At 58.5% G+C, this 22605-nt stretch carries 20 protein-coding genes; 9 read left to right on the plus strand and 11 right to left on the minus strand.

From position 1 onward, the window contains the following. Positions 1–34: 34 nt before the first annotated feature. From aceE to ampD, 3 genes are all read right to left on the minus strand, one after another. A complete protein-coding gene (gene aceE / locus AB5Y99_RS18720) occupies positions 35–2695 on the minus strand; it encodes a pyruvate dehydrogenase (acetyl-transferring), homodimeric type (protein ID WP_368210485.1) in 2661 nt (886 codons plus the stop codon). 79 nt (positions 2696–2774) lie between these two features. Further along, on the minus strand, positions 2775–3539 hold the full coding sequence (gene pdhR / locus AB5Y99_RS18725) for a pyruvate dehydrogenase complex transcriptional repressor PdhR (RefSeq protein ID WP_005336127.1): 765 nt from the start codon (positions 3537–3539) through the stop codon (positions 2775–2777). 278 nt (positions 3540–3817) lie between these two features. Continuing rightward, positions 3818–4393: a 1,6-anhydro-N-acetylmuramyl-L-alanine amidase AmpD gene (gene ampD, locus AB5Y99_RS18730; RefSeq protein ID WP_368210487.1), complete on the minus strand. Its 576-nt coding sequence runs from the start codon at positions 4391–4393 to the stop codon at positions 3818–3820. A 130-nt stretch (positions 4394–4523) separates the two neighbouring features. Here ampD and AB5Y99_RS18735 point away from each other — a divergent pair, with 130 nt between their 5' ends. The 9 genes from AB5Y99_RS18735 (at position 4524) to yacG (ending at position 12340) form a co-directional block, all read left to right on the plus strand. Then, entirely contained in the window at positions 4524–4994 is a 471-nt protein-coding gene (locus AB5Y99_RS18735) for a TIGR02281 family clan AA aspartic protease (protein WP_005336129.1), read from the plus strand. A gap of 3 nt (positions 4995–4997) precedes the next feature. After that, positions 4998–5873, plus strand: a complete 876-nt coding sequence (gene nadC, locus AB5Y99_RS18740; RefSeq protein WP_216960555.1) for a carboxylating nicotinate-nucleotide diphosphorylase — start codon at positions 4998–5000, stop codon at positions 5871–5873. Between the two features lie 314 nt (positions 5874–6187). Further along, complete coding sequence (locus AB5Y99_RS18745; protein WP_100652541.1) at positions 6188–6619, plus strand: prepilin-type N-terminal cleavage/methylation domain-containing protein; 432 nt, start codon at positions 6188–6190, stop codon at positions 6617–6619. A gap of 6 nt (positions 6620–6625) precedes the next feature. Then, positions 6626–8332, plus strand: a complete 1707-nt coding sequence (gene tapB / locus AB5Y99_RS18750; RefSeq protein ID WP_236350129.1) for a PilB family type IVa pilus assembly ATPase TapB — start codon at positions 6626–6628, stop codon at positions 8330–8332. Between the two features lie 240 nt (positions 8333–8572). Beyond that, positions 8573–9814 (plus strand): type II secretion system F family protein, encoded by a 1242-nt coding sequence (locus AB5Y99_RS18755; protein ID WP_005336136.1) that lies wholly within the window; start codon positions 8573–8575, stop codon positions 9812–9814. 61 nt (positions 9815–9875) lie between these two features. Beyond that, the gene (locus tag AB5Y99_RS18760; protein ID WP_368210491.1) at positions 9876–10748 is read left to right on the plus strand and encodes an A24 family peptidase; all 873 of its coding nucleotides are present in this window, start codon (positions 9876–9878) and stop codon (positions 10746–10748) included. Positions 10749–10761: 13 nt separating this feature from the next. Next, positions 10762–11376 (plus strand): dephospho-CoA kinase, encoded by a 615-nt coding sequence (gene coaE, locus AB5Y99_RS18765; RefSeq protein WP_236322453.1) that lies wholly within the window; start codon positions 10762–10764, stop codon positions 11374–11376. Positions 11377–11413: 37 nt separating this feature from the next. Continuing rightward, positions 11414–12136, plus strand: a complete 723-nt coding sequence (gene zapD, locus AB5Y99_RS18770) for a cell division protein ZapD (RefSeq protein WP_005336141.1) — start codon at positions 11414–11416, stop codon at positions 12134–12136. 9 nt (positions 12137–12145) lie between these two features. Beyond that, a complete protein-coding gene (gene yacG, locus AB5Y99_RS18775; protein ID WP_005336142.1) occupies positions 12146–12340 on the plus strand; it encodes a DNA gyrase inhibitor YacG in 195 nt (64 codons plus the stop codon). A gap of 76 nt (positions 12341–12416) precedes the next feature. On the opposite strand, the gene mutT is transcribed toward yacG, so the two are convergent. The 8 genes from mutT to murC form a co-directional block, all read right to left on the minus strand. Then, the gene (mutT, locus tag AB5Y99_RS18780; protein WP_019444787.1) at positions 12417–12821 is read right to left on the minus strand and encodes an 8-oxo-dGTP diphosphatase MutT; all 405 of its coding nucleotides are present in this window, start codon (positions 12819–12821) and stop codon (positions 12417–12419) included. Between the two features lie 184 nt (positions 12822–13005). Then, positions 13006–15726 (minus strand): preprotein translocase subunit SecA, encoded by a 2721-nt coding sequence (gene secA / locus AB5Y99_RS18785; protein ID WP_005336144.1) that lies wholly within the window; start codon positions 15724–15726, stop codon positions 13006–13008. A 59-nt stretch (positions 15727–15785) separates the two neighbouring features. Then, positions 15786–16691 (minus strand): M23 family metallopeptidase, encoded by a 906-nt coding sequence (locus AB5Y99_RS18790; RefSeq protein WP_224969337.1) that lies wholly within the window; start codon positions 16689–16691, stop codon positions 15786–15788. Between the two features lie 140 nt (positions 16692–16831). Beyond that, positions 16832–17755, minus strand: a complete 924-nt coding sequence (gene lpxC / locus AB5Y99_RS18795) for a UDP-3-O-acyl-N-acetylglucosamine deacetylase (protein ID WP_368210494.1) — start codon at positions 17753–17755, stop codon at positions 16832–16834. A gap of 99 nt (positions 17756–17854) precedes the next feature. Next, on the minus strand, positions 17855–19006 hold the full coding sequence (gene ftsZ, locus AB5Y99_RS18800) for a cell division protein FtsZ (protein WP_005336147.1): 1152 nt from the start codon (positions 19004–19006) through the stop codon (positions 17855–17857). 39 nt (positions 19007–19045) lie between these two features. Then, positions 19046–20305, minus strand: a complete 1260-nt coding sequence (gene ftsA, locus AB5Y99_RS18805) for a cell division protein FtsA (RefSeq protein ID WP_005336148.1) — start codon at positions 20303–20305, stop codon at positions 19046–19048. Continuing rightward, a complete protein-coding gene (locus AB5Y99_RS18810) occupies positions 20286–21038 on the minus strand; it encodes a cell division protein FtsQ/DivIB (protein WP_005336149.1) in 753 nt (250 codons plus the stop codon). The genes ftsA and AB5Y99_RS18810 overlap by 20 nt, the downstream gene beginning before the upstream one ends. Positions 21039–21135: 97 nt before the next feature. Then, on the minus strand, positions 21136–22590 hold the full coding sequence (gene murC, locus AB5Y99_RS18815; RefSeq protein WP_005336150.1) for a UDP-N-acetylmuramate--L-alanine ligase: 1455 nt from the start codon (positions 22588–22590) through the stop codon (positions 21136–21138). Positions 22591–22605 lie beyond the last annotated feature (15 nt).

Raw genomic sequence — 22605 nt, forward strand, 5'->3', positions numbered from 1 at the left:
GTCGCGCCGCATGACGGCGCGACCCTTGATCCACTTACGCGTACAGCGGGTTGACCTTGTCGGCATCGATGCCGTACTTGGCGATGGCGTCGGCCACAACCTGCTTGTCTACCTCGCCGCGCTTGGCCAGTTCGGTCAGAGCAGCAACCACCACGTAGAACTCGTTCACTTCGAAGTGACGACGCAGGTTGGCACGGCTGTCGGAACGGCCGTAACCGTCGGTACCCAGCACGCGGTAGTTCTCGGTCGGAACGAAGGCGCGAACCTGATCGGCGAAGGACTTCATGTAGTCGGTCGCAGCGATGGTGGCTTCGGAACCCAGTACCTGAGCGATGTACGGTACGCGAGCTTCGGCTGTCGGGTGCAGCATGTTCCAGCGATCCGCGTCCTGACCGTCACGGGCCAGCTCGTTGAAGGAGGTGACGCTGAACACATCGGAACCGATGCCGTACTCGCTGGCCAGGATCTGGGCAGCCTTGCGCACGTGACCCAGGATGGAACCACAACCCAGCAGCTGAACTTTCGCCTTGGCGCCGGCGACGGATTCCAGCTTGTAGATACCCTTGCGGATGCCTTCCTCGGCGCCTGCCGGCATGGCCGGCATGGCATAGTTCTCGTTCAGGGTGGTGATGTAGTAGAACACGTTCTCCGGGTTCTCACCGTACATGCGGCGCAGGCCGTCCTGTACGATCACCGCCACTTCATAGGCGTAGGACGGGTCGTAGGAGATGCAGTTCGGGATGGTGTTCGCCAGGATGTGGCTGTGACCATCTTCGTGCTGCAGACCTTCGCCGTTCAGGGTAGTACGACCGGAGGTCGCACCCAGCAGGAAGCCACGGGCTTGCTGGTCACCGGCTGCCCACGCCATGTCGCCGATCCGCTGGAAGCCGAACATGGAGTAGTAGATGTAGAACGGGATCATCGGGCAATCGTTGGTGCTGTAAGAGGTCGCAGCAGCCAGCCAGGAGGACATGGCGCCCAGCTCGTTGATACCGTCTTGCAGAACCTGACCCTGCTTGTCTTCCTTGTAGTAGGAGACGATGTCACGGTCTTGCGGGGTGTACTGCTGACCGTGCGGGCTGTAGATACCGATCTGGCGGAACAGACCTTCCATACCGAAGGTACGGGCTTCGTCAGCGAGGATCGGAACGATGCGCTTGCCGATGGACTTGTCTTTCAGCATCACGTTCAGGGAACGCACGAACGCCATGGTGGTGGAGATTTCGCGCGCCTGCTCACCCAGCAGCGGGCCAAAGGCATCCAGTGCCGGGATTTCCAGCTTGGTGGTGCTTTCGCGCAGACGGGTCGGCACATAGCCTTTCAGGGCAGTGCGACGGTCGTGCAGGTATTTGTGCTCGGCAGAACCGGCTTCGATCTTCAGGTAAGGCAGATCGGCCAGCTGCTCGTCGGCCACCGGCAGGTTGAAGCGGTCACGCAGGTGACGCACGGAGTCCAGCTCCATCTTCTTGACCTGGTGAGCGATGTTCTTGCCTTCAGCCGCTTCACCCATGCCGTAACCCTTGATGGTCTTGGCCAGAATAACGGTCGGCTTGCCCTTGGTCTGGGTCGCCTTGTTGAATGCAGCGAACAGTTTGCGAGGATCGTGACCACCGCGGTTCAGGGCGAAGATCTCCTCGTCGGTCATGTCTTTGACCAGCGCGGCAGTTTCCGGATAACGGTTGAAGAAGTGCTCGCGGATGTAGCCACCGTCGCGGGACTTCATGGTCTGGTAGTCACCGTCCACGGTCTCGTTCATCAGCTGGATCAGCTTGCCGGAAGTGTCTTTCTTCAGCAGCTCATCCCACTTGCGACCCCAGATAACCTTGGTGACATCCCAACCGGCGCCAGCGAACAGGCCTTCCAGCTCATTGATGACCTTGCCGTTACCGACAACTGGGCCATCCAGACGCTGCAGGTTGCAGTTGACCACGAATACCAGGTTGTCGAGCTTTTCACGCACGGCAACGGTCAGGGCACCCTTGGCTTCCGGCTCGTCCATCTCGCCGTCACCCAGGAAGGCGTAAACGGTCTGCTCGGAGCAATCCTTGATGCCACGGTCGGTCAGGTACTTCAGGAAGCGAGCCTGATAGATGGCGGCGATGGGGCCCAGACCCATGGAGACGGTCGGGAACTGCCAGAAGTCCGGCATCAGTTTCGGGTGCGGATAGGAAGGGATACCCTTGCCGTCCACTTCCTGACGGAAGTTGTCCAGCTGCTCTTCGGTCAGACGACCTTCAGCAAACGCACGGGCGTAGATGCCCGGGGAGATGTGACCCTGGAAGTAAACCAGATCGCCACCATCCTTCTCGTTGCGAGCACGGAAGAAGTGGTTGAAGCAGACATCATAGATGGTCGCAGAAGAAGCGAAGGAAGACATGTGACCACCCAGGTCCAGGTCTTTCTTGGACGCGCGCAGCACGATCATCATGGCGTTCCAGCGGATGATGGCGCGAATGCGGCGTTCCATCTCCAGGTCACCCGGGTAGTCCGGCTCATCGCTGGACGGGATGGTGTTGATGTAATCGCGATTTGCCTTGGCAGCCACGTCCACACCGCTTACGCGGGCTTTCTCGGCCAACTGTTCAAGGATGAACTGAGCGCGTTGCGGACCCTCTTCACGCAGCAGGGATTCCAGAGAGGCAAGCCACTCCAGCGTTTCTATCGGGTCCACATCGTTCTTCAGGATATCAGACATGGCTGGTTCCTATGTTGTTGTGATTGCACGGCATTGCACGGCGAAGGGCGCAAGCATTCGACAATAGAGCCTTGTGGGATTAGTTTTCCTGCTGACGGATCCGACGCATGGATCGCTGGATCCGGCTGTCTTCCCTCTGCATATCCAACAAGGTGTCCTCGATAAAGGCCAGATGCTCATGACAAGCTGTTCTGGCCCGCTCCGGAGCCCCCGAAAGAATAGCCTCGATCAGATTCGCGCGATGGCGACGTATCTTGGCTACCACTCCCGGGCGGCGATTCAAAATCTCGTTATTCTGCAGAATGTTCTGTTCGAGCATCGGGCTCATGGCCCGCAGCAGGTGCAGCAGCACCACGTTGTGGGACGCCTCGGCCACCGCCAGATAGAACTGGGTCACGGCTGCCGATTCGGCCACCAGCGAGCCCAGCTGGCCCGCCTCTTCGATGGTGGTTTGCACCTGACGAATACGCTCGAAATCAGACCCGGTTCCCCGCAAGGCCGCATAGTAGGCACAGATGCCTTCCAGCGCGTGGCGAAACTCCAGCAGATCATACTGGGCTTCCGGGTGGGTACTGAGCAGTTCGAACAGAGGATCGGCGATCCCCTTGCTCAGGGCATTCTGCACATAAGTGCCGCCGCCCTGACGGCGATAAAGCAATCCACGCGCTTCCAGTCGCTGGATGGCTTCGCGCAAGGAGGGGCGCGATACCTGAAACTGGATGGCGAGTTCCCGCTCGGGAGGCAATTTCTGCCCCGGCTGCAGGCTGCCCTCCAGAATCATCTGTTCCAGCTCGGCGACAATGGAGTCGGCCAACTTGGGTTGCGTAATCTTGCGATAGGGCATGAGGCTACTTTGTTAAATTGGTATTACCAATTTTATGGATGGGGCGAAAATTAGCAGAGGCCTTTTGAAAAGTCCACTCAAAAGATGATCTGAGTCAAGAATCAGCCCCACCACTTAAGAGGTAAAGCAGGGGAAACATGATTTAGCTCATAGAAAATGGTCTGACCAATATTCTTGACCTCGCTCACAAATAACATTTGCGCAACCAGAAACAAAAATGGCCTGCCAGATAGGCAAGCCATTGATTTTAAAATCCAAACTAAATTTGAATATTTACTTTAGCTGTTTAGTAATTGCCGGTAGTAATCCCACTGAAAACTGGCTCCAGGATCCGTCTTGCGCCCTGGCGCGATATCGCAATGGCCGACAATTTTTTCGTGGGTAATCGCCGGATAGCGCTCCGAGATAGCTCGGGTGAGCCCCGCCAGCGCCCGGTATTGAGCCTCGGTATAGGGGGTTTCGTCAGTCCCTTCCAGCTCGATGCCAATGGAGAAGTCATTGCATGCCTCCCTCCCCTGCCAGCTCGAGACACCAGCGTGCCAAGCGCGCGCGCCGAACGGCACATACTGCACCAACTCGCCATCACGGCGGATCAGGCAATGAGCCGAAACCCGCAGCTGATGGATACCGGCAAAATAGGGGTGAGCATCGGGGTCGAGTCGCCCCATAAAGAGATCGTCGATAAAGGGGCCACCAAACTCCCCCGGCGGCAGGCTGATGCCATGCACCACCAGCAGGGAGATATCATCCGGGGCAGCCCGTTCGTTGTGATGGGGAGAAGGCACCGGGCGCGCCTGCTGGCACCAGCCAGCGGCATCGATAGAGAAACAAGGTTGCGAAGCGAGTTGAGTCATCGGCTACTCGAGTTGGCTGATAAATGGCGAAAAAACGAAGATACGCGATAGGCAACCCAGCACCAACTCACTGAATCAATGGGAAATGGTATGTTAGGCTGAGTCATCTTCCGCTCGATATGGATGGGGTATGCAGCACACGGCACGCTGGATGTGGTTACTGGCCTGGCTCTCTTTGATGGGCCTGCTGACCCTCTATTTTCACTCCCGCAACCAACCAAGCGTCACCGCCAGCGGCGAGCTGTTGCTGCGAGCCGACCAGAGCGGCCACTATCGTCTGGAGGGTGCCATCAACGGCCAGCCGGTGCAACTGCTGCTCGATACCGGCGCCACCCGTATCACCATCCCGCAGCAGGTTGCCGAGCGGCTCGGCCTGACCGCTTATGGCAGCAGCCAGGTCAATACCGCCGCGGGGCAGATCCGGGTCGGCAACGGCACCATCGAAACGCTGGCGATGGGGCCATTGACCTTGTACGATCTGGCCATCTTTATCAATCCGGCGGCAGACGGTGACGAAGTGCTGGTTGGCATGAACGCCCTCGGTCGGCTGGAGCTGGTTCAAAAAGAGCGGCAACTGCTGCTCAGACCCTTGCAGGAATAAGGCATGTTTCAACAGGATGTCAGCCGCGCCGTGCGCGCCGCACTACTCGAAGATCTGGGCGATGCCCTCACCACACTTGACCAACCGGACGCCAGCGCCGATATCACCGCCCAGCTGATCCCGGCAGATCGGATGGCCAGCGCCCGGGTCATCACCCGTGAAGCCGGAGTATTCTGCGGCCAACCCTGGGTGGATGAAGTCTTCCTGCAACTGAAGGCCCAGCTCGGTGGCGAGGTGAAGGTGGAGTGGAAGGTGCAGGATGGGGAAGTACTCTCCCCCAATCAGGAGCTATTCCGCCTCCACGGCCCAGCCCGCCTGCTGCTGACCGGCGAGCGCAATGCCCTGAACTTTGTCCAGACCCTATCCGGCGTCGCCACCCTCACCGCCCGCTATGTGGCAGAGCTGGAGGGCACCGACTGCCGTCTGCTCGACACCCGCAAGACCATTCCTGGGCTGCGCACCGCCCAGAAGTACGCGGTCACCTGTGGCGGCGGCAAGAATCACCGCATCGGCCTCTACGACGCCTACCTCATCAAGGAGAACCACATCCTCGCCTGTGGCGGTATTGCCGAGGCGATTAATGAGGCTCGTCATCTCAATCCGGGTAAACCGGTGGAGGTGGAAGTGGAATCACTGGCAGAGCTGGAACAGGCGCTGGCGGCAAAGGCCGATATCGTGATGCTGGACAACTTCGACGTGACCATGATGCGGGAAGCGGTCGCCATCAATCAGGGCCGCGCCAAGCTGGAAGTCTCCGGCAATGTGACCCTCGACACTCTGGCCGAGTTTGCGGCCACTGGCGTCGATTTTATCTCGGTCGGGGCGCTCACCAAGCATGTGCGGGCGCTCGATCTCTCCATGCGCTTTATCCAGCAGTGAGATTCCCCCTCAGGCCTGAGAAAATACTCGACCTAAGCGGATAAACAACTTGCAAAAGGCGCCATAGGCGCCTTTTCTTTATGCAGGATCCCTCAGCAAAGGAGTGTAATGACGGACCCGCTTTCACCCGTAACAAAGAGTCATAAGAAGCCACTTATTTTATGACTCGCATCAAGTTTTTGGTAAATGACATGAAAGTGGTTAACAAAGGCAGCAATCTCTGTTGCCACCCCTGACAGCTCGGATAAGATACTGACGTTCGGATGGTTTTCTACCGACACTTCCCAGGAACCAAGGATAAAAGGATATTTCAAATGAAGAAACAATCGGGTTTTACCCTTATTGAACTGATGATCGTGGTCGCGATCGTGGCCATTCTGGCGGCGGTAGCACTGCCGGCTTATCAGACTTATACCAAAAAAGCGAAATTTACAGAGGTTATCACTGCGACTGGTGCAGCTAAAACCGCTATAGAAATTTGCAGTCAATCTGGTAGTGCTCCATCAGCATGTAAAACCGCCGCCGAAACTGCTGTCAGTGGCACGGTTGGAACCGCTATCGTTGATAAGGTTGAGATCTCAACTAGCGGGAACCAAGGTGTTGCTACGTATGAAATCAAAGCAACCGGTAAAGATCCTGTTAATAAAGATTATATCTTGAAGGGCACAGAAGAAAATGGGCGAGTCAAATGGGAAGCCAACCCAAGTGGTGCCGTTGGTAGTTGTGTTGCTGACGGCATTTGCTGATAACAAATGACCTCTAGCCCTAATAGCGGCCTGGCGTTAAGCCTGGCCGCCTCTTCACTGATTAGTGAAGAGGACTCCCAGCGCTATCTGAGCCAGGCCAAGGCCCAGCGCAAACCCTTTGTGACATTTCTGATAGAGAACGAGATCCTCGACAGCAAGGCTCTCGCCGATTTTTGCGAGCTGGAGTATGGGGTACCTCTGCTGGATCTTGCCGCCTTCGATTTGGCCGAGATCCCGCAGAAGTACCTCAATCAGAAGCTGATTGAGAAGCACCACGTGCTGCCCATCTACACCCAGGGCCACACCCTCTATATCGCCATGTCGGATCCGACCAATGTCTCGGCGTTGGAGGACTTTGGCTTCAGCTTCGGGCTCCATACCGAGGCGCTGCTGGTGGAGGAGAACAAGCTCACCGCCGCCATCAGCAAGCTGCTGGAGAGCGAAAACGACGCCCTCGGCATGGAGGATATCGACGAGGCCGAGATTTCGGATCTCGAAGTCTCCGACGAGAACAGTCGGCTGGACGAAAGCGTCAATACCGCCGATGACGATGCTCCCATCGTCAAGTACATCAACAAGATCCTGATGGATGCCATCAAGCGCGGTGCCTCCGACCTGCATTTCGAGCCTTACGAGTTCAAGTATCGGGTTCGCTTTCGCATCGATGGCATTCTGCATGAAATTGCTACCCCGCCGGTTAACCTCTCCAACCGCTTCTCCGCCCGCCTCAAGGTCATGGCACGACTCGATATTGCCGAACGGCGGCTGCCACAGGATGGCCGCATCAAGCTGAAGCTGTCGCGCAACAAGTCGATGGATATGCGGGTCAACACCCTGCCCACCATGTGGGGGGAGAAGATCGTTATCCGTCTGCTCGACTCCTCGGCGGCACGCCTCAATATCGAACAACTAGGCTTTGATGACCGGCAGAAGGCGCAGTACCTGCGCGCCCTCTCCAAACCACAGGGGATGATCCTGGTGACCGGCCCCACCGGCTCGGGCAAAACGGTCTCGCTCTATACCGGCCTCAATATTCTCAACACCACCGAGGTAAACATCTCCACCGCCGAAGACCCGGTGGAGATCAACCTGCCCGGCGTCAACCAGGTGCAGGTCAACCCCAAGGCGGGGCTAACCTTCGCCAGCGCCCTGCGCTCCTTCCTGCGGCAAGACCCGGATGTGGTGATGGTGGGGGAAATTCGCGATCTGGAAACCGCCGAAATCGCCATCAAGGCAGCACAAACCGGCCACCTGGTGCTCTCCACCCTGCATACCAACTCGGCTGCCGAAACCCTGACCCGAATGATGAACATGGGGGTGCCCGCCTTCAACATCGCCTCCTCGGTGACCCTGATCATGGCCCAGCGGTTGGCCCGTAAACTGTGCGACCACTGCAAGGCGCCGGAAGTGGTGCCGGAAGCCGAACTGCTGGAACTGGGCTTTACGCCGCAGCAGCTGGCAGCCGGGCTGCGACTGTTCAAACCGGTCGGTTGCAAGGAGTGTTCCGGCGGCTACAAGGGACGGGTCGGCATCTACGAAATCATGCTGATGTCAGAGAACATCGCCAAATTGATCATGCAAGGGGCCAACTCCCTGCAAATCGCCGCGATCGCCCAGAAGGAAGGGATGCGTACCCTGCGCACCTCGGGACTGGAGAAGGCCCGGCTCGGGGTCACCAGTCTGGCCGAGGTCAACCGGGTCACCACCAACTGATCCGCGTAGCGGAACGACCCGCCGGTTTGGTTGGCAGAACGCATCATTCGCCCACAAACTCGGTATGGATGGTAACCCGAGCGACAGAATAATCAGGCATTAAAGTGACTGGGATGGCGCCAAGAAGGTACCACCCACCCTATCAGTACCCCGCAGGCATCAAGCCAGTCGGGCACCTTGACCAGGTTGGTGACGTGCGGAGTCCGACTCTGACAACCAACCCCATTGCAGGATGCAAAAATGGCAACCCTAACGAAAAAGAACAATGCCCCCAAGAAAGTCTTCGCCTTCCGCTGGCATGGGGTTAATCGCAAGGGGCAGAAGGTCTCCGGCGAGCTGCAGGCCGATAGCATCAACACCGTCAAGACCGAACTGCGCAAGCAGGGAGTCAACGTCACCAAGGTAGCCAAGAAATCCCAGGGGCTCTTCTCCAAGGGCGGTGCCAAGATCAAACCGATGGATATCGCCATCGTCTCACGCCAAATAACTACCATGCTCTCCGCCGGTGTACCGCTGGTGCAGAGCCTGCAGATCATCGCCCGCAGCCACGAGAAAGCCTCGATGCGCGAGCTGATGGGGCAGATTGCCGCCGATGTGGAGACTGGCACCCCCATGTCGGAGGCGCTGCGCCGCCATCCCCTCTACTTTGATGATCTCTATTGCGATCTTGTGGAAGCCGGTGAGCAATCCGGTGCGCTGGAGACCATCTACGACCGTATCGCCACCTATCGGGAAAAGTCGGAAGCGCTCAAATCGAAGATCAAGAAGGCGATGTTCTACCCCACCATGGTCATTCTGGTCGCCATCGTGGTCACCTCCATCCTGCTGCTGTTCGTCATTCCGCAGTTCGAGGATATCTTCAAGAGCTTTGGTGCCGAGTTGCCGGTGTTCACCCAGTTTGTTATCGGCATCTCGCGCTTTATGCAGAACTGGTGGTATGTCTTCTTTGGTGGCACGGCCCTTGGCATCTTCCTTTACGTGCGGGCCTGGCGGGCCTCCCAGAAGGTGAAAGACAATACCGACAAGTTCGTCCTCACCATTCCGGTGGTCGGGATGATCCTGCACAAGGCGGCGATGGCCCGCTTTGCCCGCACCCTGTCGACCACCTTCTCCGCCGGTATCCCGCTGGTAGATGCGCTGATTTCGGCGGCTGGGGCCTCGGGTAACTATGTCTATCGCACCGCGGTCATGGCGATCCGCAACGAGGTGGTGGCCGGTATGCAGATCAACGTGGCAATGCGCACCGTCGATCTCTTCCCCGACATGGTGATCCAGATGGTGATGATCGGTGAAGAGTCCGGTGCCATCGATGATATGCTCTCCAAGGTCGCCACCATCTTCGAACAGGAGGTGGATGATCTGGTCGATGGCCTCACCAGCCTGCTGGAACCCCTCATCATGGTGGTGCTCGGGGTGCTGGTCGGCGGCATGGTTATTGCCATGTACCTGCCCATCTTCAAGCTTGGCGACGTGGTAGGCTGATTTATCAGGGCATGGCACCACAATCATGCCCTCCCCCCAATTCAATAACTGACGGTTGGTTATGACACTTCTTCTCGAGCTGGCTCACAGCTTGCCCTGGCTCTACTTCTCGCTGGTTTTTCTCTTCTCCCTGATGATCGGCAGCTTCCTTAACGTAGTGATCCACCGCTTGCCCATCATGCTGGAGCGGGAGTGGCAGGCCGAGTATCACAGCTACTTCGCCCCTGATGAGGAGGCCACTGCGCCAGAGCGCTACAACCTGATGGTGCCGCGCTCGGCATGCCCCCATTGCGGCCATGCCATCACAGCACTGGAAAATATCCCGCTGTTGAGCTGGCTCTGGCTCAAGGGGCGCTGTGGTGAGTGCCAAGCCCCTATTTCGGCCCGCTATCCGCTGGTAGAGCTGCTGACCGCCCTGCTCTCGGTGGCCGTAGCCATGGTCATAACACCGGGCTGGGGCACACTGGCCGCCCTGTTGCTGACCTGGGTTCTGGTCGCCCTCACCTTCATCGATCTCGACAAGATGTTGCTGCCCGACCAGCTCACCCTGCCACTGCTGTGGGGCGGGCTGCTGTTCAACCTGGCAAGTGGCTTCGTACCGCTGGCGGATGCCGTGATCGGCGCCATGGCGGGCTATCTGGTGCTCTGGAGCCTCTACTGGGCCTTCAAGCTGCTCACTGGCAAGGAGGGGATGGGCTATGGCGACTTCAAGCTGCTAGCGGCGCTGGGCGCCTGGCTCGGTTGGCAGGCGCTGCCCATAATTCTGCTGCTCTCATCTCTGGTCGGCGCCGTGATCGGCATCAGCCTGATCGCCTTGCAAAAACATCATCAGGGCAAGCCCATCCCCTTCGGCCCCTACCTCGCCGTCGCGGGCTGGATTGCGCTGCTATGGGGCGATACCATCACCCGCTGGTATCTCTCTACCCTGCTTTGAGCAAGAGGCCCCCATGTATGTAGTTGCTATCACAGGTGGTATCGGCAGCGGCAAGACCACTATCGCCAATCAGTTTGCCGCGCTAGGTATCGAGGTGGTGGATGCCGATGTGATCGCCCGCGAAGTGGTAGAGCCGGGTACCCCGGCCCTTGCCGCCATCGCCGACCATTTTGGCCCGAATGTGATTGATCCGAGCGGTCAACTCGACCGTCGCGCCCTGCGCGAGCGGGTCTTCAGCGACCCGCAGGCCAAGGGGTGGCTCAATGCCCTGCTCCACCCGCTGATTCGCAGCGAAATGCTGCGCCAGTGTGCCGCGGCCAGTTCTCCTTACTGCCTGCTGGTGGTGCCGCTGCTGGTGGAGAACAAACTCACTGGCCTCGCCAACCGTGTGTTGGTGGTCGATGTGGATGAAGCCACCCAGATTGAGCGCACCTGTCGCCGTGATGGGGTATCGGCCGAGCAGGCCCGGGCCATCATCGCCGCCCAAGCGAGTCGGGTGGAACGCCTCGCTGCGGCGGATGATGTCATCGAAAACCACAATGGCAGTGAAATGGCGATTAAAACGCGGATTTTGGCGCTGCACGAGACATATCTGGCAATTGCCTCTCAACAAGGCCGCCAAGTGTGAGTACACTAGGCCGGTTTATGGCTGGCCAGGATTAGGCATGATTTACGATTTCCCCCTCAATGAAAAAAGCCGGACCTATCTTCGTCTGGAGTCCCTGTTTTCCCAGATCCGCGACAATCTGGAGAGTGAACAATCCTGGGCACATATCGCCTTCTTCAAGGGGCTGTTCGATCTGCAGGAGTTGCTTGAGCGTGGTGACCTGCGCGCCGACCTCATCAAGGATCTGGAGCGTCTCGGCCAGCGTCTGAGCCACTGGGCCAGCCTGCCCGATGTCGATCTGGAGCAGATCAAACTGATGCAGCAAGAGAGCAGCCAGCTCTCCCGCAACCTGCTCAATTCGCCACGCCCGGGTGCCCGCCTGAAAGAGGATCGTCTGCTCGGCTCCATCCGCCAGCGCTTCTCCATTCCGGGTGGCCTGTGTGCCTTCGACGTACCGCAGCTGCACCACTGGCTCGGAACCCCGGCCATCACCCGTCACCAGCAGATGCAGGGCTGGCTGAGCGATATTAACCTGCTGATGAATGCCATCACTCTGCTGCTGCGCCTGTGGCGTGAATCAGGCAGCTTCAGCGAGCAGGTTGCCAGCAACGGTTTCTTCCAGGACACCGCCGAGAGCGCCGAGCTGATCCGCATCAAGCTGCCGGGCAATCTGTTCTGCTACCCGACCCTGAGCGGCCACAAGAACCGCTTCGCGCTGCGCTTTCTGCCTACCGCAGAACAGCCGATTGGCGACGTGCCATTCCAGCTCGCCTGCTGCTAAGGAGGGCTTATGGTCACCAAGGTAAAGTGTCCGACCTGTCAGAGCGAAGTGGAGTGGGGCCCGCAGAGTCCGTTCCGCCCCTTCTGCAGCAAGCGCTGCCAGCTGATCGATCTCGGCGAGTGGGCCGATGAAGAGAAGAGGATCCCGGGGGAGATCAACCCGGATCTGCTGCCGGAGCCGGAAGAGGGTGACCAGTGGCTATAAGCCTCCGGTCACTCACCTCTGCAATATGAAAAAGGGCCGATTGGCCCTTTTTTGATGCTTGTTGATTGCTACCGGCTCACGCCAGCAGACCCTGTAGCCGCGCTACAATCGGGCCATTGGCATCGGGGAAGTGGTAGTTATGCAGCTCTGCCACCGGCACCCACAGACACTCCTGCCCCTCTTTGCCGAACGGCTCACCGCTGAAACGGGTCACCTTCCAGATATCCAGCAATACCTGCTTCTCGGGGTAGTCGTGCTGCAGCTCCATAAAGGGGGCACAATCCAATACCCGGATGCCGATCTCTTCCCACAGCTCCCGATCCAGTGCGGTGAGCAGATCCTCGCCCGACTCGACCTTGCCACCGGGAAACTCCCAGCGATCCCCCTGATGGCGATCGGAGGAGCGTCTGGCGATGAAGATATCGCCCCGTTCATTCTCGATGACGCCAACCGCCACCCAGATCCGTTTTTTCTGTTCCATCTTGGTACCTTTACACGCGATACATGACCGGGCCGTTCGATGCGCCCAACCTCTGGCTGGGTGAACGACCGATAATGCCTGATATCCGATAATCCTTTGCAAAGTGGCGCCACTACAGTGACTTCGCCACCTTCTGACAAAAACAAGGCGGGCACTTGGCCCGCCTGTTATGGCATAGCGTCGATCAGGTCAACTGACCGTGGCAGTGCTTGTACTTCTTGCCGGAACCACACGGGCAGGGATCGTTGCGACCGACCTTCTGCTCGTCGCGCACGAAGGTGGTGTGGCCCTCTTCGCCTGCGGCCTGCTCATCGGCCAGCTGGCTCTCGGCAGCGGCGTGGGTATAGGTACGGGGAGCGGCTTCCGCCTGCTGGCGCTGCTGCTCTTCCATCGCTTCCACATCGCGCTCCTGCACCTGAACACGGCTCAGGATGCTGACCACGTCGCGCTTGAGGGTTTCCAGCATCTGGGTGAACAGATCGAAGGATTCGCGCTTGTACTCCTGCTTGGGGTTCTTCTGGGCGTAACCGCGCAGATGGATGCCCTGACGCAGGTGATCCATGGCCGCCAGATGCTCTTTCCACAGACCATCCAGAGTTTGCAGCATCACCGCTTTCTCGAAGTTGCGCAGCACCTCTTTGCCGACCAGCTCTTCCTTGTGGGCATAGAGTTTGGTGGCTTCGTCCAGAATGCGCTCGCGCAGCTTCTCTTCATACAGCTTGTCATCTTCCGCCAGCCACTGCTGCAGCGGCAGATCCAGCGCGAAGTCCGCCTTCAGGCGTGCTTCCAGACCCGGCACATCCCACATCTCTTCCAGAGACTGGGGCGGGATGTACTCGTCGATCACCGCGCCGTAGACGTCGTCACGGATAACGTGGATGGTCTCGGAAATGTCGTTGGTATCCAGCAGCTCATTGCGCTGCTCGTAGACCACCTTGCGCTGGTCGTTGGCCACGTCATCAAACTCCAGCAAGCTCTTGCGGATGTCGAAGTTGCGACCTTCCACCTTGCGCTGGGCGTTTTCGATCGCCTTGGTGACCCACGGGTGCTCGATGGCTTCGCCCTCTTCCATGCCCAGCTTCTTCATCATGCCGGTCACGCGATCGGAGGCGAAGATCCGCATCAGGGTATCTTCCATGGAGAGGTAGAAACGGGAGGAGCCCGGGTCACCCTGACGACCGGAACGGCCGCGCAGCTGGTTGTCGATACGACGGGATTCGTGACGCTCGGTGCCGATAATGTGCAGACCACCAGCGGCCAGCACCGCATCGTGACGCACCTGCCAGGCGGCTTTCAGCTCGGCAATCTGCTCGCTGGTCGGGTTCTCCAGCTTGGCAATCTCTGCCTGCCAGTTGCCGCCCAACACGATGTCGGTACCACGACCGGCCATGTTGGTGGCGATGGTGACAGCGCCAGTCTGACCGGCCTGGGCGACGATCTCCGCTTCCATGGCGTGGAACTTGGCGTTCAGCACCTTGTGCGGGATCTTCTCCTTGGTCAGGATGCCGGAGAGCAGCTCGGAGTTCTCGATAGAGACGGTACCAACCAGTACAGGCTGGCCCTTGGCCACACACTGACGGATATCTTCGATGATGGCGGCATACTTCTCATTGGCGGTCAGGTAGACCAGATCGCCCATGTCCTTGCGCACCATCGGCTTGTTGGTCGGGATAACCACGGTATCCAGGCCATAAATCTGCTGGAATTCAAAGGCTTCGGTATCTGCAGTACCTGTCATCCCCGCCAGCTTGTTGTAGAGACGGAAGTAGTTCTGGAAGGTGATGGATGCCAGTGTCTGGTTCTCGTTCTGGATCTTCACCCCTTCCTTCGCTTCAACGGCCTGATGCAGACCATCTGACCAGCGACGACCCGGCATGGTACGACCGGTGTGCTCGTCGACGATGACGATCTCGTCTTTCTGGACGATATAGTCCACGTTTCGTTCGAACAAGGTGTGAGCGCGCAGACCCGCATTGACGTGGTGCAGCAGGCTGATGTTGGAGGCGGAGAACAGGGAGTCGTTCTCGTCCAGCAGCCCCTCTTTCTTGAGCAGCTCTTCCACGAAGATCTGACCGTTTTCGGTCAGCAGGGCCTGACGGTTCTTCTCGTCTACTGTGTAGTGACCGTCGCCGGTGTACTCTTCGGTGTCTTCCTTGTCCTGCTTGACCAGCAGCGGGATCAGTTTGTTGACGCGGATATAGAGCTCGGAGCTATCTTCGGCCGGACCGGAGATGATCAGCGGAGTCCGGGCTTCATCGATAAGCACCGAGTCCACCTCATCCACCAGCGCGTAGTTGAGCGGACGCTGTACGCGCTGCTCCGGCGAGAACGCCATGTTGTCGCGCAGGTAGTCGAAACCGAATTCGTTGTTGGTACCGTAGGTGATGTCTGCGGCATAGGCGTCACGCTTCTGGGACGCATCCATACCGGGCACGTTGCAGTCGACGGTCATGCCGAGGAAGGCAAACAGCGGGCGGTTTGCCTCAGCGTCACGTTTGGCCAGATAGTCGTTCACCGTCACCACGTGCACACCACGGCCACTCAGGGCGTTCAGGTAAGCTGGCAGAGTCGCAGTAAGAGTCTTACCTTCACCGGTTTTCATTTCCGCGATGCGGTTGGAGTTCAGCACCATGCCGCCGATCAGCTGCACGTCGAAGTGGCGCATGCCAAACACCCGCTTGGAGGCTTCACGCACGGTCGCGAACGCTTCCGGCAGCAACTGCTCCAGGGTCTCACCCTGCTCGATACGCTGACGATATTCAGCCGTTTTGGCCTGCAACTCGGCATCAGAAAGAGCCTCGAATTGCGGCTCCATGGCATTGATCTGTTTTACAATTTTGCGCAAAGCCTTGAGCGTTCTGTCGTTCCGGCTGCCGATAATCTTGGTAAGCAGTGTGCTAATCATGGGTACCAACTATTTCTGGTTATAAAAGCGTTCCGTCACTGGAACCTGAAGAAAAAAACCTAACCCCGTCTGGCACTGAGAAAGCGTGCGGGGTTGACCTGACGACCATCTTTCAACACTTCGTAATGCAGATGGACCCCGGTCGCGCGACCGGTGCGTCCCATCAAGGCAATCTTCTGACCCTGATCAACCAGGGTGCCCACCTCGACCAGCAACTTGGAGTTGTGGGCATAGCGGGTGACCAGGCCATTGCCGTGATTAATCTCCACCATATTGCCAAATTCCGGATGACGGCCCGCCCAGCTGACAATGCCGGGCCCGGTGGCCAGAATCGGGGTTCCGGGTTTGCCACGGAAATCGACCCCTTTGTGCATCTTGGCACGCCCGTTGAACGGATCGACCCGTCCACCAAACCCGGACGAGACCCAAACTCGCTCCTGTTTGACTGGCGTGCCGGAAATAAAACCGGCATCGGTGATATGGTGATTCATGATGAAAGATTCAAGTACCGACAGCTGCTCTTCACGGCTGCTGAGCTGCTGGCTGAGGTGTTTCATCGAGGCTTGCAGCTCGTTGAGGCTCACTTCCAGCTCTTCATCATAAGAAGGGCCGCCCATGGGGGGCAGCTCTTTGAAATTGAACTCGTCGGGATCGAGATCGGCCTGCTCGGTCAATCGTTCGCCGAGGGCATTGAGACGGCCAAGCTGGCCCTGCATGGTGCCTACCTGAGCAGCCAGCATTGCCAACTGTTCACGGGCTTCGTCGCCACTCTGGTCGACGGACTGTTGCTCGGCAACGGCAAGCGCCACTTCCAGCGCCTCCATTTTCTGGTGCCAGCTCTGCCAGAGCCAACCACCACCAAGGGCCAACAGGGATAAGAGAATACCGCCGACCCAAGCCAGACGTTGTTTGGGCAGGTGCAACTTGCGTCGCTGCTTGCCGTGGAGGATCAGGGTAATGCTCATAGAAATCAGTCTGCTCGGTCAGGTGCGGCCAGGAGCCTGCACGGGAAATAAAACCGGGAGATAATCGGTATTAAAGGATGGAGTAAACAAATGACGGAACGTCGGTGCGGAGAGAGGACCGACGTTCCGTTGCACTGCTATCAGGCCAGAACCAGACCGTTATCGTAGTAAGCGATAGGCGCTTTGTCGCCCTCACCCTCGAAAGTCACCAGTTCCCAAGCCTCCTGCTCGGCCAGCAAGGCGCGCAGCAGCTTGTTGTTCAGGGCATGTCCGGTCTTGTAGGCACGGAACTCACCGATGATGCTGCGGTTACACATATAGAGGTCACCAATCGCGTCCAGCATCTTGTGCTTGACGAACTCGTCCTCATAACGCAAACCGTCTTCGTTCAGCACCCGATAGTCGTCCAGTACCACGGCGTTTTCCAGGCTTCCGCCCAGCGCCAGGTTCTGGGAACGCAGGTACTCGATATCGCGCATGAACCCGAAGGTACGGGCACGGCTGATCTCTTTCACGAAGGAGGCACCGGAGAAGTCCAGCACGCAACGCTGATTACGCCCTTCAAAGACCGGATGCTGGAAATCGATCTCGAGATCCATCTTGAAGCCGTTGCGATAGGGGTGGAATTCCGCCCACTTGTCGCCATCTTCAACCCGGATGCTCTTCTTGATCCGCACAAACTGCTTGGCAGCATTCTGCTCACGGATCCCGACTTCCTGCAGCAGGTAGATAAAGGGATGTGCACTGCCGTCCATCACCGGGATCTCGGGCGCGTCAACCTCGACATAGAGGTTGTCGATCCCTATCCCGGCCAGCGCGGCGGAGAGGTGCTCAATGGTAGAGACACGGACACCGGCTTCGTTGACCAGAGCGGTACAGAGCACGGTATCGCGCACCTGATCGGCATTGGCTGGCAGCTCCACCACAGGATTCAGGTCGGTACGCAAGTAAACGATTCCTGTGTTCACAGGCGCCGGACGGAACGTCATGGTGACTTTCCGGCCCGAATGCAGGCCGACACCGGTCGCCTGTACACTCGTTTTCAAGGTTCTTTGTCTAATCATGGGTGTACCCTAAACAGCTTAAAATCCGGACCAGATGGTCGTTGGCAGGCCATCTTAGCACATTCCTTGAACAACAAACAAACGAGAGCCATAGGAGGCTTAGTCAGCTTGCTTGCGCAGGAACGCCGGAATATCCAGGTAATCCGGTTCACGACGAGCTTGCGGCTCGGCGTTGACCACCTTGGCCGGGGCTTCGTCCATCACGCGGCCTTGCATCATGTCGCTAACCAGCGGCTGACGTACCGGACGCTCTTGCACCTGGCTGCTCTTGACTAGCGTGATGTCGGGCTTGCGCTCGGCACCGATACCGGTAGCAACCACGGTCACACGCAGTTCGTCGTGCATTTCCGGATCGATTACGGTACCCACAACTACAGTGGCGTTCTCGGAAGCGAAGGCCTTGACCGCGTTACCCACGGTTTCGAACTCTTCGATGGTCATGTCCATACCGGCGGTGATGTTGACCAGGATGCCACGGGCACCAGCCAGATCCACGTCTTCCAGCAGCGGGCTGGAGATGGCTTTCTCGGCCGCTTCTTCAGCACGGTCATCACCGGAGGCGGAACCGGTACCCATCATGGCAGTACCCATTTCACGCATTACGGTACGTACGTCCGCGAAGTCGACGTTGATCAAGCCCGGGCGGGTGATCAGCTCGGCAATGCCCTGTACCGCGCCAAGCAGTACATCGTTGGCCGCCTTGAAGGCATCCAGCAGGGAGATACCGCGACCCAGCACCTTCAGCAACTTGTCGTTGGGGATGGTGATCAGGGAGTCGACGTTCTTGGAGAGCTCTTCGATACCGTGCGCGGCGAAGCCCATCCGCTTCTTCCCTTCGAAGGAGAACGGCTTGGTCACTACAGCAACGGTCAGGATGCCCATCTCGCGTGCCACCTCGGCCACGATCGGCGCAGCACCGGTACCGGTACCACCGCCCATACCGGCGGCGATGAACACCATGTCGGAACCGGTCAGCAGCTCACGCAGTGCTTCGCGATCTTCCATGGCTGCATCACGACCCACTTCCGGATTGGCACCGGCACCCAGACCCTTGGTGATGCCACCGCCGATCTGCAGGGTAGTGTTGGCGCTGGAGTTACGCAGTGCCTGGGCATCGGTGTTGACGGTAATAAACTCAACACCCTCAATATTTTGACGAACCATGTGTTCGACAGCGTTACCGCCGCCGCCACCTACACCGATCACTTTAATGACGGCTTCGTCAGTGTGGCTATCCATAAATTCAAACATGTTGTCTCTCCGCTTTATTTGCCTGACTCAGCAAAATTCTTAGAACTCGCCACGCAGCCAGTTGCTCACCCGTTTGACCAGGCCACCGACGCTTGCCTTGGCGGCATATTCTTTGTTGCTACCTGTGGCTTGATGGGTGCGGCCATATTGCAGCAACCCGACCGCAGTCGAGTACACCGGTGCCTGCACGTAATCACTCAAACCACGTATGTTCATGGGCTCTCCCACCCGGACCTGGCTCTGGAAGATCTGCTCTGCACACTCCACAATGCCTTCAATCTGGGCAGCGCCGCCGGTCAAGACCACACCGGCTGCCAGCTGATGCTTGACCCCCTGCGCTTTCAACTCGCTTTGTACCCGCACCAGCTCATCATTCACCATGGAGAGCAACTCGGTGTAACGGGGCTCAATCACTTCTGCCAGTGTCTGCCGTTGCAGGCTGCGCGCCGGGCGACCGCCGACACTGGGTACTTCAATATTGTCTTCCTTGCTGACCAGACGGCCGAGGGCGCAACCGTAGCGCACCTTGATCGCTTCCGCGTCGAGCGGCGGCGTGCCGAAGGCGTAGGCGATGTCGCTGGTCACAGTGCTGCCAGCGTACGGGATCACCTTGGTGTGGCGCAGGGCACCGCCGGTAAACAGCGACATGTCCATGGTGCCGCCACCGATGTCCACCACGCAGACACCCAGCTCTTTCTCGTCTTCGGTCAACACGGCATAGCTGGAGGCCAGCGCGGAGAAGATCAGTTGATCCACGCGCAAACCGACCTTCTCCACACACTTCTCAATGTTGCGAGCCATGTCGTTATGGCAGGTGATCAGGTGAACCTTGGCCGCCATCCGCACACCGGAGAGGCCGACCGGATTCTTGATCCCTTCCTGATAATCGATGGCAAACTCCTGAGGCAGCACATGCAGCACCCGCAGCTCGTCGGAGAGGCGAACCGACTTGGCGGTGTGGATCACGTTGTCCACATCCTCCTGGGTCACCTCTTCATCGGAGATGGGCACCATACCGGTCTCGTTTCGGCAATCGATATGCTTGCCGGACAACCCCAGATAGACCGAGCTGATCTGGCAATCTGCCATCATCTCGGCCTCTTCCACCGCGCGGCGCAGTGACTTGACCACGGAGTCGAGGTCATTGACCCCGCCCTTCTCCATTCCGCGAGAAGCGTGACTGCCCATACCGATGACGTTCAGTTCACCGTCCGGCAATACTTCCCCGACCAGAACCGCCACCTTGGTTGTGCCGATATCCAGTCCGACAATCAAATTCCTATCTGCGGTGTTGGTCATGCACTTTCTCTTCGCTCTTCTTCCAGCCAACTGCCATTCCGGTGTCGTATCGAAGATCCACGTAGGCGACTTGCGCACGGGGTTCGATAACCGGGAAGGCATCGATAAACCGCTGCAACCGGAGCGCAATGTCATTGCGTCCCAGGAACAGCTTGATATTGCCATCCAGGGTCAGTTCCCAGGCATGGCGGGGGGTCAGATTCACCCCCAGCAACTTGTATCCCTTGGCAGCCAGTTGCGACTCGTACTGCCGACTCTCTTTCAACACCCGGGCGGCCTGGTCATCCGGCCCTGACAGCTGCAACAGCGGCGTCTTGACCCGATCCGGGGCACTGAATACCTTGCCCTTGGTGTTGACGAAGCGGTTGCCATTCCAGCGCGCCGCCACATCTTGTTCCGTGAGGTAGATCTTGATCTTGTTCGGCCACTTCTTTCGTACCGAGACCGAGGCCACCCATGGCAAGGCATTGAGCCTTGCCTGCAATTCGTTGACGTCCAATTCGAAGAAGTTGCGCAGCTCGGCGCCATCCAGCACGGCCATCCGCAGCTCTTCGGTTTGCAAATACTGGTGTTGCCCCTGCAGCAACAGCTCGCTCATGGGCAACCGGTTGGCATCTGTCAGCCAACCTTTAACATCCAGCGCCGTCCGGTAGCAGCCCCATATCACCAGCAGGAAAAATGCTACCCCTGCGATGAAGCCACCCTTGGTGCGCCCCTGTGCCCTTGCCTCCACCCGATCGATCCCCGTGTAACGCGCTAAACCGGCCTTTGACAGACCGGTTCGCCATTATATAGGCCCCGGCTTGGCGGTCAAAATACTCATTGGGCCCTCAGGCGCCAGATTTCATGCTATCTATGCTCAATTTCATCTCTCCGAGACGACGGGCCAGAGCCCCGACGTTCCCGGCGCCTTGAGTCAGCACCAAATCCCCCTCGCCGATCAGGTCGGCCAGCACGGCTGGCACGTCATCTGGCGTGGCGACGAAGATGGGTTCCAGGTTGCCGCGCGAGCGAATGGAGCGGCACAGTGCCCGTCCATCAGCGCCCGGGATCGGCTCCTCACCGGCAGCATAAACCTCCAGCATCACCAGCACGTCTACCTTGGAGAGCACATCGGCGAAGTCCTCGTAGAGGTCGCGGGTGCGGGTATAACGGTGCGGCTGGAACACCATCACCAGACGCTTCTCGGGCCAACCGGCACGGGCAGCATTGATCGTGACCTTCACTTCGCTCGGGTGGTGACCGTAATCGTCCACCAGCATCGCCTTGCCGCGACCGGTTTCAAACTCGCCATACTGCTGGAAGCGACGACCGACCCCTTCAAATTTGGCCAGTGCAGAGATGATGGCCTCATCGCTAACACCGTCCTCTGTCGCGACAGCTATCGCCGCTGCGGCGTTCAATGCGTTGTGAATACCCGGCAAATTGAGGGTCACCTGCAGCTCACCCGCCTCTTTGCGGCGAACACGGAAGCAGCTGTGGTTGGTGGTCTGGACAAAATCCAGCACCTGCACATCGGCATCGTCAGAGAGACCGTAGGTCAAGGTCGGACGGGCAATCTCGGGCAACATGCCACGGATCACCGGATCATCGATGCAGACCACCGCCAGTCCGTAGAAGGGCAGGTTGTGCAGAAACTCGATGAAGGTGGCCTTCAGCTTGGAGAAATCACCGCCGTAGGTATCCATGTGATCCGCTTCGATGTTGGTCACGATAGAGACCATCGGCTGCAGATGCAGGAAAGAGGCGTCACTCTCGTCCGCCTCGGCGATCAGGTAGCGGCTGCTGCCCAGTCGGGCATTGGTGCCGGCACTGTTGAGCAGGCCACCGATGACGAAGGTCGGGTCGCGGTCGGCTTCGGCATAGATGCTCGCCACCAGACTGGTGGTGGTGGTCTTGCCGTGGGTACCGGCAATGGCGATACCGTGGCGGAAACGCATCAGCTCGGCCAGCATCTCGGCGCGGCGCACCACCGGGATCCGCAGTTCGCGGGCAGCCAGCAGCTCCGGGTTGTCCTGCTTGATGGCGGTAGAGACCACCACCACGCTGGCACCCTCAACGTGTTCAGCACTGTGGCCGACAAAGATGTGAGCACCCAGTCCGGCCAACCGCTCGGTTACGGCGTTGCGAGCCAGATCAGAACCCGTTACCTGATACCCTTCGTTGGCAAGCACTTCGGCGATCCCGCCCATACCGGCACCACCGATGCCGATAAAGTGGATGCGACGCACGCGGCGCATTTCGGGGATCACAGTACGCAGTTTTGCCAGTTCAACCTTGGTCATAATCGTCTCTTTAGT

It is taken from the genome of Aeromonas sp. R4-2, assembly GCF_040908295.1.
GTDB classification, from domain to species: Bacteria; Pseudomonadota; Gammaproteobacteria; order Enterobacterales; family Aeromonadaceae; genus Aeromonas; species Aeromonas veronii.